12 protein-coding genes are annotated in these 12,159 nt (G+C 59.0%); 6 read left to right on the top strand and 6 right to left on the bottom strand.

The features are described from left to right. Window positions 1-34 precede the first annotated feature (34 nt). The 4 genes from pyrR (at window position 35) to ACESMK_RS00395 (ending at window position 4,137) form a co-directional block, all read left to right on the top strand. Window positions 35-544, top strand: a complete 510-nt coding sequence (pyrR, locus tag ACESMK_RS00410) for a bifunctional pyr operon transcriptional regulator/uracil phosphoribosyltransferase PyrR (RefSeq protein ID WP_372994161.1) — start codon at window positions 35-37, stop codon at window positions 542-544. 27 nt (window positions 545-571) lie between these two features. Then, entirely contained in the window at window positions 572-1,585 is a 1,014-nt protein-coding gene (locus ACESMK_RS00405) for an aspartate carbamoyltransferase catalytic subunit (protein WP_372994159.1), read from the top strand. Continuing rightward, window positions 1,582-2,886, top strand: a complete 1,305-nt coding sequence (locus ACESMK_RS00400) for a dihydroorotase (RefSeq protein ID WP_372994157.1) — start codon at window positions 1,582-1,584, stop codon at window positions 2,884-2,886. Before ACESMK_RS00405 ends, ACESMK_RS00400 begins: the two co-directional genes overlap by 4 nt. Before the next feature lie 285 nt (window positions 2,887-3,171). Next, window positions 3,172-4,137, top strand: a complete 966-nt coding sequence (locus ACESMK_RS00395) for a putative solute-binding protein (RefSeq protein WP_372995405.1) — start codon at window positions 3,172-3,174, stop codon at window positions 4,135-4,137. Between the two features lie 42 nt (window positions 4,138-4,179). Here the strand turns inward: ACESMK_RS00395 and ACESMK_RS00390 are convergent, their stop codons facing one another. Further along, window positions 4,180-4,452 (bottom strand): HU family DNA-binding protein, encoded by a 273-nt coding sequence (locus tag ACESMK_RS00390; RefSeq protein WP_372994155.1) that lies wholly within the window; start codon window positions 4,450-4,452, stop codon window positions 4,180-4,182. 294 nt (window positions 4,453-4,746) lie between these two features. Here ACESMK_RS00390 and ACESMK_RS00385 point away from each other — a divergent pair, with 294 nt between their 5' ends. Together ACESMK_RS00385 and ACESMK_RS00380 are read left to right on the top strand one after the other, a co-directional pair. Then, entirely contained in the window at window positions 4,747-5,811 is a 1,065-nt protein-coding gene (locus ACESMK_RS00385; protein ID WP_372994153.1) for a hypothetical protein, read from the top strand. Between the two features lie 26 nt (window positions 5,812-5,837). Further along, entirely contained in the window at window positions 5,838-7,898 is a 2,061-nt protein-coding gene (locus ACESMK_RS00380; protein ID WP_372994151.1) for a TRAP transporter large permease subunit, read from the top strand. A gap of 21 nt (window positions 7,899-7,919) precedes the next feature. Here the strand turns inward: ACESMK_RS00380 and ACESMK_RS00375 are convergent, their stop codons facing one another. The 5 genes from ACESMK_RS00375 to yrfG all read right to left on the bottom strand — a co-directional run bounded on the left by ACESMK_RS00375 (window position 7,920) and on the right by yrfG (window position 12,083). Next, complete coding sequence (locus ACESMK_RS00375; protein ID WP_372994149.1) at window positions 7,920-8,198, bottom strand: hypothetical protein; 279 nt, start codon at window positions 8,196-8,198, stop codon at window positions 7,920-7,922. A 116-nt stretch (window positions 8,199-8,314) separates the two neighbouring features. Then, window positions 8,315-9,850 (bottom strand): phosphoenolpyruvate carboxykinase, encoded by a 1,536-nt coding sequence (locus ACESMK_RS00370; protein WP_372994147.1) that lies wholly within the window; start codon window positions 9,848-9,850, stop codon window positions 8,315-8,317. 173 nt (window positions 9,851-10,023) lie between these two features. Further along, window positions 10,024-10,878 carry an Hsp33 family molecular chaperone HslO gene (gene hslO, locus ACESMK_RS00365; RefSeq protein ID WP_372994145.1) on the bottom strand — a complete coding sequence of 285 codons (855 nt, stop codon included), beginning with the start codon at window positions 10,876-10,878 and terminating at the stop codon, window positions 10,024-10,026. Window positions 10,879-10,944: 66 nt separating this feature from the next. After that, complete coding sequence (hslR, locus tag ACESMK_RS00360; RefSeq protein ID WP_372994143.1) at window positions 10,945-11,352, bottom strand: ribosome-associated heat shock protein Hsp15; 408 nt, start codon at window positions 11,350-11,352, stop codon at window positions 10,945-10,947. Window positions 11,353-11,393: 41 nt separating this feature from the next. Beyond that, the gene (gene yrfG / locus ACESMK_RS00355; RefSeq protein ID WP_372994141.1) at window positions 11,394-12,083 is read right to left on the bottom strand and encodes a GMP/IMP nucleotidase; all 690 of its coding nucleotides are present in this window, start codon (window positions 12,081-12,083) and stop codon (window positions 11,394-11,396) included. Between the last annotated feature and the right edge of the window lie 76 nt (window positions 12,084-12,159).

Below are 12,159 nucleotides of genomic sequence, written 5' to 3'. Positions count from 1 at the left end.
CAGGCGTCCGGCTTTTAAACACAGTGAGGACCAAATGACGGCATTGCTTGATATTGATCAGTTGCTGGACCAGATGGAGCACGGACTGCGTCAGGCGCTTGGGCAGCGGGGCGTCGAGTCTCCCGTGCTGATTGGGATTCGCACGGGCGGTGTCTGGCTGGCGGATGTGCTCAGCAAGCGTCTGGGTATCGAAGAACCGTATGGCGAACTGGATATCTCCTTCTACCGCGATGATTTCAGCCGCATTGGCCTGAACCCCCGGGTTACACCCTCAAGTCTGCCATTCGATACCGAAGGCCGGGATATCATCCTGATTGATGATGTCATCATGAGCGGACGGACCATCCGGGCGGCGATGAATGAGATCTTCGATTACGGACGCCCAGCCAGTATCATACTGGCCACCCTGATTGACCTGGGCGCCCGGGAACTGCCCATACAGCCTGACGTGGCTGGAAAGACAATGGCGCTGGAATCCCATCAGCGCGTCAAGCTGCGTGGCCCCGACCCGCTCCGTATTGAGCTTCAGGAAGCCGGACAATAAACCTCCGAATCAGATAACAGGCGACCCATGACCGCGAACGACGCTTCCCCGCACCACTTGCAGCTGACCCGGGATGGTCAGTTGCGCCACTTCCTCACCCTCGACGGCCTCGATCGTGCCTTGCTGACCGACATCCTGGATACGGCAGATTCCTTCATCGAGGTCGGCGAGCGCACCATCAAGAAAGTGCCTCTGCTCCGGGGCAGGACCGTGGTAAACCTGTTCTTCGAGTCCAGCACACGTACCCGAAGCACGTTCGAGCTGGCGGCCAAGCGCCTGTCCGCCGATGTGCTCAACCTGGATATCAGCACTTCGGCCACCTCCAAGGGCGAGTCCCTGTCTGACACCCTGCTGAACCTGGAAGCCATGGCCAGTGATATGTTCGTGGTCCGGCACTCGCAGAGTGGTGCGCCGCATTTCATTGCCGAGAGCGTGACCCCGGGGGTGGCCATTATCAACGCCGGTGACGGCCGTCATGCGCACCCGACCCAGGCCATGCTGGACATGCTGACCATACGCCAGCACAAGGGGCAGTTCGAGGGACTGAAAGTCGCCATCGTTGGCGATGTGCTGCACTCCCGGGTAGCCCGCTCCCAGATCCGTGCGCTGAACGAACTGGGTGCCGAGGAAGTTCGCGTGATTGCCCCGGGTACCCTGCTCCCCAAGGACGTTGAAAGCCTCGGATGCACCGTTGAATACGATATGGCCCGAGGGATGAAGGATCTGGATGTGGTGATCATGCTGCGTCTCCAGAAAGAACGGATGGAAGGGGCATTGCTGCCCAGCGAGCGGGAGTTCTACCGGCTCTACGGCCTGAATCAGCAAAAGCTGGCGTTGGCACACCCCGAGTGCATCGTCATGCATCCCGGCCCCATCAACCGGGGCGTTGAAATTGAATCGGCGGTGGCTGACGGCCCGCAATCCGTGATTCTGAACCAGGTCACCAACGGTATCGCCATCCGGATGGCGGTTATGTCCATGGCCATGGGAGGGCAGGTGGCAGAGCGTCAGCAGAAACTGAGTGAGAGGGGCCAGGCATGAGCAGTTTCAATACATCCGGAATCAGCCTGAAGATCACCGGAGGACGACTGTTCGATGGTCAGGGTGGCGAACAGGAAAACTCGGCACTGGTGATTCGTGATGGACGGGTCGCCGCAATGGGCGAAGCCGCCGCCAAAGAAAGGACCGATGAAACCATCAGCGCCGAAAACTGCGTGATTGCACCGGGCTTTGTGGATCTGTGTTGCAACCTGCGGGAACCGGGCAATGGCCAGAAAGGTAACATTGCCTCTGAAACCCTGGCGGCGGCCCATGGTGGTTTTACCACGGTGTGCGCTTCACCGGAAACGTCACCGGTGAACGATTCCAGTGCCGTCACTCACCTGATTCGTGATGGTGCTTCCAGCCGTTCGTCCATCCGGGTCCTGCCCATCGGGGCCATTACCCGGGGGCTTGAAGGCGATCTGCTCAGCGATATGGCCGGTCTGGCTGCGGCTGGTTGTGTGGCGGTAGGTAATGGTTCCCGGGGTGTGCGCAACGCCCGTATATTGCGCCGGTGCATGGCCTACGCTCAGACCTTTGGTTTGACGGTTATGTTCAGCCCCGAGAACCAGGCCCTGGCCGCCGACGGCTACGCCCACGATGGTCTAGTGACCTCGCGGCTGGGTTTGCTTGGTATTCCGGAAGTGGCGGAAACCGCTGCGGTAATGGAAATGCTGCTGCTGGCCGAGGAAACCGGCGTCCGTTTGCACCTGAGCCAGTTGTCCTGTGGTCGCAGCGTGGAAATGCTGGCCGATGCCCGTCGTCGCGGTATTGCCGTAACGGCCGATGTGGCCATGCACCAATTGGTGTTCACCGAGGAAGCCCTGGCCGGGTTTGACAGCCGGTTCCATGTCCGCCCGCCGCTGCGCAGCGAGAGCGATCGAAAAGCCTTGATCGCCGGCGTCCGTGAGGGTGTCATTGATGCTATTGTCAGCCAGCATCAGCCCCATGATAGCGCCGCCAAGCAGGCGCCCATGGCGGCCACCGAACCCGGCCTGTCCAGTATCGAGAGCGTGCTGTCTCTGGGGCTGGAACTGGTGGAAATGAATGAGCTGGCACTGCCGGACCTGATCCGGGCGCTGACTACCGGTCCGGCCTCCGTGCTTGGCCGGACGGCCCGGCTCGCGGAGGGCGAAACGGCGGATATTTGCCTGTTCGATCCCGATGCCTTCTGGACTCCGGACTCGAAAACACTGGTTTCGGCCGGTCGTCACGCACCGGTGACCGACCGCGAACTGCCGGGTGTCATCCGGCTCACCCTGAGCGAGGGTCGAAAGGCCTGGCCGCAACCGGCGGTCTGAACCGGACGTGCTTGACGAAAGTGCGGCAGAGGTTGCGTAACCTCTGTCGACACCATCACAGAATCCCCCCTTTTTGCTGAAAAACCCTTGATGGCAGGCACCTGTGCCAACGTATTCTTGTAGTCGCCGGCCTATGGTCGACCAAGGAAAGCGTGGCCTGGCTGGTATACGACCCTATACCGGTGCCCGACAATAATAATCAGGAGTCATCCCGTGAAATCAGCAAATCTCCCCCAGCGGGTAGCCTTGGCGGCTGCCCTCTGTGCCAGTCTGGTCTTCCCCTCGATGGGGCAGGCGCAGGCACAGAATGAGCCTCTGGAACGCAGTTTCTGCGTATTTGACCCGGTTGGTGCCAATGGCCCCCTGTTTGCCATTACCAAGACCTTCCAGCCGGTTGCCCTGAAAAACGGTATCAAGCTGGATCTTCGTGCTTATACCGATGAGAAGGTCGCTGCCGAAGATTTCAAGGCGGGACAGTGCGATGCTGTTCTGCTGACCGGCACCCGGGCTCGTGAGTTCAACAAGTTTACCGGCAGCCTTGAAGCCATGGGCGCAGTCCCTGGCGAAGAGGAGATGCGCCTGTTGTACAACACTCTGAGTCAGCCCAAGGCCCGTCCGTTCCTGATTGACGGACCCTATGAAGTGGCCGGAGTATTCCCGGGGGGTGCCATTTACCTGCATACCCGGGACCGCAGTATCGATTCGGTCGAGAAGCTGCAGGGCAAACGGATTGCGACCCTGGACTACGATCAGGCATCCGTCCGGATGGTTCGCCACGTAGGCGCATCCGTGGTGGGTTCGAACTCTGCTAACTTTGCCGGCAAGTTCAATAACGGCAGCGTTGATCTGGCTTACGCTCCCGCCGTCGCCTATACCCCGCTGGAGCTTTACAAGGGCGTTCAGCCAAACGGGGCGGTGGTCAAATACGCCCTCGGTTACATGAACTTCCAGGTGATCATCCACCGCGACCGGTTCCCGGACTCGGCAGGCCAGATGGTGCGTGACCAGGCCATCAAGCGCATTGATGAGGCCTACGAAATCATTGCCCAGGCAGAGGCGGAAATTCCGGAAAACGTCTGGATGCAACTGCCGCAGGAGGACACGGCGGAGTACGACAAAATGTTGCGCAAAGTGCGCCTGTCGTTACTGGAGGACGGTGTCTACGATGAGCGCGCCATCAAGTTGATGAAAGCGATTCGGTGTCGGGTCGATGCGAGTCGCTCGGAGTGTGCCTCCGTCGCCGGGACCTGAAGCCGGAGTGAAGCAGGCCCGCTTTCGCGGGCCTCTGTCTGACTAGCGGATTTCATCCTTGAGTGCCTTGCCGGCTTTGAAGCCGACCGTTTTACTGGCCGGGATGCGAATGGTCTCGCCGGTCTGCGGGTTACGGCCGTCCCGAGCCTCGCGGCTGCGGATGTTAAAGGTACCAAAACCGATCAGGGTGACATCCTCTCCCCGGGCGGCGGCGGCTGACACCTGATCGGTAAACGCGGTAATCACTTCACTGGCCTTGTCCCGGGTTAGTCCGGTTCGGTCGGCAATGGCTGCCGCGAGTTCAGGTTTGCGCATCGGATACTCCTTTTATTGTATTTCTGTTTGTTCAGTCTGGTCCTGGCCGGAATCGCATCGATTCACGGTTGCTTCAATCTATAGTGGCTTGCGGCCCATTGTGCAAACACTTGCCCGGCGGACGTGTGTGTCATTTGGCGTCATTTGCGGCATCGGTCGCATAAAAGCAGGAGCTCGTACGCCATAATGCCTGCCTGGTTACAGACTGTAACAAACCGGTTTGTCCGCCGGGGCATGGCCCGTGCGGTCCCAGCAGGACTGCATCAGAACAAAAACGCAAAAGGTGAAGAAGGTATGACCCATTTCCGGAATCCCTCCCGCAAGGCGCCATTTTCCGTGCGCCGTGCACGTAGTCTGTTGGCGGCGCTTACGGCCAGTGCCGTCCTGAGTGGCTGTGGTGTGGTCAATCACATGATTTACAAGACCACCGGGGATGTCATGCAGGGCTTTTCCCGGAATCATACGGTGCCCTTTCTGATGGAGAGCGACGACCTGGCCATGGGTTGTGCCATGAGCGAGGCGACAGCGCCCTTGCTGATGTCTTTCGGACGTGTGACCAACGAACCGGATCAGCTTGCGGTCATGCTCTATCTCTCGGCCGGCGGCTGCGCCGATGAGCAAGCCAGGGAATACGAATTGAAAGGCCTCGCAGCCTTGCATGCCATGAACGGCAACGCTGCAGAGGATGCCATGATCCAACAGAAGCGGGCGCACACAGTCGCGGCTCGCCGCTATTACACGGCATGGCAGCACCATAACGCCCACTACGGGAATCCCGCCGATGGCGAGTGCCCTGATTTTGATGACGACATGGACGAGTTCATCTACATGGCCGGCCTGCTGTCGGGTCTTCAGGCGCTCAACGCCCAGATTCAGTCTACTTCCTCCATTGGCGTTCCCGCCAATATTGGTTCCATTGCCGCCCGTGCCACCAGTTGCCTGGAAAATGACAAGTGGTGGGGCGCCCCCATGGCCTTGAGGGCAACCGTGTGGGCCATGATTCCCGGTGCCCAGCCCGATGGTGAAGACGCCTTCGAGCGGCTCGCAATCGCTGGAGAGCAGGGGAAGGCTGCGGGTGTTCGGCTGCCACATGTGTTTCATGCCATCGCGGCCCTGAACAAGGGAGACGAGGGTATGGTCCGGGAGGTGATCCGGGACCACGCCAAGTCACTTGAGAATACGCCGGTCAACGAAGAGTGGCGTTTCGTGGATGCCATGGCCACCGACATGATTGTCGCGGTCTCCGATCGTCTCTGGATCGAGAATACCGGACATCGAACGCCACTGGGCCGGCTTGGTACCTTCTGGGATGACCAGCAGGAAGCCGTTGAAACCATGGATCTGGATGATCTTCTTTAACCATTCCATACCCAGAGTAATCAGTTATGTCGAAGGGCGGTATTCATCGTAGCGGGCTGGAATGGTTTTCATCTCTGCCCGCCTGCCTGTTGTTGTTGGCGGTGGTTGTCTTCTCTACCAGCAGTGATATCCATAACCAGATGTTGCGCGGTGGCGAACAGCTCTGGAGTGGCTATTACAAGCTTCGAGTGGATCCGGCTCAACCCACCTGTAATCCGGATCGGGACGTCGAAGCGGCGGTGGCTGCCGAGATGGCCGAAAATGACGCCGAGGACCCGATGGCGGCGCTGCTGGGGGCTCAGGAAAAAGACCCGGCTGACGTCCGCCTCGCTATCGAGCGTTCCGTTGCTGACTGTCGCAAAGACCACCAGAACTACGAGAATCTCAGAGATCAGCTGACACCGGGGGTGAAAGCCTATCGGGCCGTTGAGCTGTTCATTGCCGACCTTATAGCTTTTGGTCTGGAGTCCCAGCGTTTCATTCTGGTGATCCTGGTCATGCTGTGTGCGGTGACCGCGACCCTGACCCGCCACCACATTGCCATGCGCGCCATGGAGACTCGGCTTGATTACACCGTCTCCCATACCCTGCAAACCATTGCCAATGCCATGTTGCTGGGCTCCAGCGCGATCTTCCGCCAGTCCAGCCTAGGGTCAGATACGTCGGTCTCGTCGGAAGAGCTGTTGCTGCACAATTTCTGGATTGTCGGCTTCGCCTGCCTGACTCTGGCCAGCCTCTATCGGCTGTTCCGGGTGCCGGACGATCTGCAGGAAGGTGGCAGCCTGAACAAGGCCTTTCTGGCTGTTCCGCTATATACCGTGATGTGCCTGATCTCCGGCACCTATTTCGCCTTGATCGGGCATGCTTCGGGGATCGGCATCTATCTGGGCAAGATGATGGAACTGTCCGATATGTTCCTGAACGTCGGTCTGTACGTGTGGGTGGGCATGATGCTCAAACAGACCCGCCTGGCCACCCTGGTGTTCAATGTCTTCCGGCCCTGGCGTATGCCGCCGGAAATGCTGGCCGTCGTGGCGGTCCTGGTTGCCGCGGTGCCGACGGCCTACACCGGTGCTTCCGGGATCTTCGTGATCGCTGCTGGCGCGGTGATCTACAGTGAATTGAGGGCGGCCGGCGCTCGCCGGCATCTGGCGCTGGCGGCGACCGCCATGTCCGGCTCCCTGGGGGTGGTGTTACGCCCCTGTCTATTGGTCGTTGTTATCGCCTATCTGAACCGGGAAGTTACCACTGACGAGCTGTTCGGCTGGGGTATCTGGGTGTTTGTACTGACGGCTGCCATGTTTGCGATTGTGGCCCTGAGCGTAAACCGTCAGAGCCAGTTCAACCTTGCACCGTCCTCCGAGGCGTTTCCGGCCATGACTCAGGCGCTCAAGCCTCTGATTCCCTATGTGCTGGTGATCGCCGCCGTGGTGCTGTTCTACCGTTTGGCGCTTGACGTGAGCATGGATGAATTTTCGGCACCGAGACTGTTGCCGGTGATCATGCTTGCGATCCTTGTTTATGAACACGTCAGCCTGAAAAACCGCAAAGGAAAGGCGTCCGGAGAAATCAATCATCAGGGCCTGGAGCGGAGTCTTCGTGGTGCCACCAATGATACGACGGCGGAGATTGGCGCTCTGCTGCTTTTATTGGGTCTGTCAGTCAGCATCGGTGGGGTGATCGAACGGGCTCACCTGATGGAGGCTTTCCCGCAGTCGTTTGAGAGCGCCTGGTCAGCAATGCTCCTGATGGTGGTGATTCTGGTGATCCTGGGCATGATCATGGACGCGTTCGGTGCCGTGATTCTGGTGACCGCCACCGTGGCTACCATAGCCTACTCCAGCGGTATTCATCCCATCCATTTCTGGATGGTCACCCTGGTGGCATTTGAACTGGGCTATTTGAGCCCGCCGGTGGCCCTGAACCATCTGCTGACCCGGCAAGTGGTTGGTGAAGCGGAGGTGTTGGCGGCGCAGCAGGAAGGAGGAACCTTCTATCAGCGTCACGAGCGCATCATCATGCCACTGATTGCCATGGGGATTTCGCTGGTGCTGGTCGCCTTTGTTCCGCTGTTGTTCTACGCCTGATCCGAAGATGTGGGCTGACCCTCAGCGGTTGCCCCACATCTTCGACACGGCCACATCCGAGCCCAGCGTTCCTACAACGACGCATACTCCGCCAATGCCCAGAAACACCACGACGGGAATCAGGGCGCCGGCTTTGCCTGTGAATACCAGCGCTGTGGCAGAGACGGTTGCCAGAACCAGGAACAACACGCCTACAACGTTCAGAACGGTCCGGTGTGACGCTTTGTAGTTGGGCCCGACTTTCCCGGACTCCAGGGGTTTGAGGAGGGGGGCGAAAAGTTGTCTCAGGCGCTGTTTCATGAAGCCATTTCCTTGATTGTGTTGCCCTATCATACAAAAAAAGCGCCGTGCTTTCGCAGGGCGCTTTCTGGACAGGGGTCAGATGAAAGCGTTCATCTGACCCCGTTGTCAGCTTTTCAGCTCAGCTTGGGACCGGCTTCGACGATCGAATCCGCCACGTCGAACTTCTTGAAGTTCTCCACGAATTGCGCGATCAGTTCCTGTGCCTTGCCATCGTAGTAGTCCGGGCTTACCCAGGTGTTGCGGGGGTTCAGCAGCTCGGTATCCACGCCCGGAACATGCTTGGGCACATCCAGGTTCAGGGTGGGCAGGTGCTCGGTTTCCACGTCGTCCAGATCGCCGTTCTGGATCGCAGCGATGATGGCTCGGGTGGTCGGGATACTGAACCGCTGACCTTCGCCGTAGGGGCCGCCGGTCCAGCCGGTGTTCACCAGGAAGACCTTGCTGCCAAACTCGTCCATGCGCTTCATCAGCAGTTCGGCGTAAACGCCGGCCGGACGCGGGAAGAACGGTGCACCGAAGCAGGTGGAGAACGTGGACTTGAGCTTGGACGAAGAGCCCATCTCGGTGGAACCCACCAGCGCGGTGTAGCCACTCAGGAAGTGGTAAGCGGCGCCTTCCCGGCTCAGGATGGACACCGGTGGCAGAACACCGGTCATATCGCAGGTCAGGAATACGATGTGAGAGGGCTCGCCTGCGCGGTTCTCGATGACACGTTTTTCAACGTGTTCCAGCGGGTAGGCGCAACGGGAATTCTCAGTCAGAGAAACGTCGGTGTAGTCAGGCTCCCGCGTCTCCGGGTCGATCATCACGTTCTCGACAATGGCGCCAAAGCGAATGGCGTTCCAGATGATCGGTTCGTTCTTCTGGGACAGGTCGATGCACTTGGCGTAGCAACCACCCTCAATATTGAAGACGGTGCCAGGACCCCAGCCGTGCTCGTCATCACCAATCAGGAAGCGGTGAGGATCGGCGGACAGTGTGGTCTTGCCAGTACCCGACAGACCGAAGAAGAGGCAGGTCTCGCCGTCTTCGCCGACGTTGGCGGAACAGTGCATGGGAAGCACGTCTTTTTCCGGCAGCAGGAAGTTCTGTACCGAGAACATGGCTTTCTTCATTTCGCCGGCGTAGTGCATGCCTGCCAGCAACACTTTGCGCTTGGCAAAGTTAATCATCACGCAGCCGTCGCTGTTGGTGCCATCGCGCTCGGGCACGCACTCGAAGTTGGCGGCGTTCAGGATCTGCCATTCCTGTTTGTCGGCCGGGTTGTAGCTTTCCGGGCGAATAAACAGGTTGCGGCCGAACAGGTTCTGCCAGGCCGTTTCGGTGGTCATTTTCACCGGCAGGTAGTGTTCCGGATCGGAGCCGACATGAACGTGAGACACGAACTGGTCTTTTTCGGCGATGTACGCTTCAACACGATCCCAGAGAGCGTCGAACTTTTCGGCGTCGAATGGGCGGTTGATCGGACCCCAGTGGATATCGTCCGAGGTGCTTGGCTCCTCGACAATATAACGGTCCATGGGAGACCGGCCTGTGCGGTCGCCGGTTCTTACAACCAGGGAACCGTTGGATGCCAGCTGGCCTTCGTCACGTGCCAGTGCCACCTCTACCAGTCGTGCTGTACTCAGATCATTATAAGTGTTGCTCACTTCGACCTCGCCCTCGGGATGTCTTAGTGATTGCCCAGGCCGCCCCCCAAAATTGACGGAAATCTGAGCAATCGGGTCAATTCAGGCGCGCTATTATGCCAGAGACGCCGGTAAAAAACGACTGCCCGGGAAGCCTTGCTATCAGCGGTTTCCCGGCGAATCGAACGTGCTACTTAGTGTAGCGTATGACCGGTGAAAAGATGATCAATATCATTTCTATCGAAGCGATAGTGAGCGTGACAGAACTGGCAGTCCATCTCGATGGAGCCCTGTTCTTCCAGGATGCTGTAACACTCGTCACTGCCAATGGCCTCCAGTGCGCCAAGGGTGCGCTCCCTCGAGCAGCTGCATCGGAAGGCCACCGGTTCGGCGTCGAACAATCGCACGGTCTCCTCGTGGAACAGGCGATGGAGCAGTGTCTCGCTGTCCAGTTCCAGCAACTCGCCGGCTTCCACAGTGCGGGCCAGATGGTTCACCCGGTCCCAGAGGTCTTCGTCCTCCTCCGTTGCGCCCGGCAGACGCTGAAGCATCAGGCCGGCGGCGCCGTTGTCGTCGGCAAACAGGAACAGGCTGGTGGGAATCTGCTCCGAGCGATCAAAGTATTCCTCGAGGCAGCCGCCGAGCGTGTCCTGTTCTCTGGGAACCACGCCCTGATAACGATTGCCACGGTTCGGAGTAATGGTAATGGCCATGCGGCCCTCACCGAGCAGGCTGTGAAAGCTGTCTTCGCTCACGGCATGCTCATCAAAGCGGGCCAGGCCGCGGATATAGCGGTCGTGGCTGCATTCGGCCATCAGGGTGCGCAAGGGGCCTTCGCCCTGGGCCTGGATGGACAGTGTGCCTTCAAACTTCAGAGTGCTGCTCATCAGAATGCTGGCCACGAGGGCTTCGCCCAGGAGTTCCCGAACGGTGTCCGGGTAAGGGGCCTGGCTACCGATTTCCCGATAGCTGTCCCCCAGTTGCACCCAGGCTCCCCGCACCTGGCTGTGTTCGAAAATAAAGCGTTGAAACTGGTCGCGGGATGCCATGTTGTGTCTCCTGAATGCTGAATGCCGGTCTTCGCAAGTGACTGGGGGCGGGGATAAATGAAGAGTTCAGATGCCGTTCTGCTCGCGGAAGCGTTGAATATCCCTGCGGTCTTTCTTTGAGGGCCGTCTGGCCGGAGGAAGCTGCGCTGCCTGCATGGTTTTGCGCTGCCAGGCCATTTCCTCACGTTTTTTAACGCTGTCTTCGGTTTCGTGGTAGAGCTTTTGAGCCTCCGGCGCGCCACGGCGTCGGTCGCTTATGTCGTCAACAATAACGACTTTTTCCTGCCAGCCCAGGCGCAAGGTCAGTTTGGCACCGGCTTCCACCAGCCTGCCGGGTTTGCAGCGCTGGCTGTTATAGTGGACCTTGCCACCTTCGATCGCTTCCTTGGCCAGGGACCGCGTCTTGTAAAAGCGGGCGGCCCAGAGCCATTTGTCGAGCCTTACACGTTGGTCGTCAGCCGTTGATGCCGTCATGTCTCCTCACCTGATGGGCTAGTCCTTCGATTATAACCCTGTCATCGACCGGATGGCAGGGGCGACCGCTGGCGAAGGGCCGGGAGAACTTCGTTGAAGTGATGGATGCAGGGAATGTCCGGGTGCCGACTGCGGGCCTCTTGCTGGCTATCCGGCGCCAGGACTGCAAGGCACTGGGCGATGCCGGCGCTAAGGGCGCTCTCCAGAACCGGAAAGCTGTCGTCAATCATCAGGGTATTGGCAGCCTCGTAGGGTGTCAGGCGCTGAAGGTCGTGCCAGAACGAGGGGTCTTCCTTGGGTTTGCCAAGTTGGTGACTCGAGATAATGGCATCGACCCGTGTATCAAGGCCGGTTCTCTGAAGCTTCAGGCCCAGGGGATCGGGGTGGCAGTTAGTGACGATCACCGAGTGCAACCCGGATTGCCGGAGCGCGTCCAGGAAATCGGTTACATGTGGTCGGTAGCCAATCCGGTCACCGACTTCGGCCTTCAGACCGGTGATGTCGAGGGAAAGGCGTTCGCTCCAGTAGTCGGTGCAATACCAGTTCAGTGTGCCACGCTCGGCCATGATAATCGGGATCAGGTGATCCCTGGCTTCCTGGGGGTGGAGATCGTAGTGCTCGGCATAACGTGCTGGCAGGTGCTCGAGCCAGAAATGGTTATCGAAATGAAGATCCAGAAGTGTCCCGTCCATATCAAGGAACACGGTTCTGAGAGATGACCAGTCAACCATACAGAAAAACAGCCTGAAGAATTTTCTTCAGGCTGCCGCAGTTCGCTGTCCGGGGCAAGCCGTGATAATACGGAGG

This window comes from Marinobacter sp. (assembly GCF_041687235.1).
Taxonomy (GTDB): Bacteria; Pseudomonadota; Gammaproteobacteria; order Pseudomonadales; family Oleiphilaceae; genus Marinobacter.
Note: the sequence above shows the minus strand (reverse complement) of the source record. Positions and strands in the feature narration are given on the sequence as shown.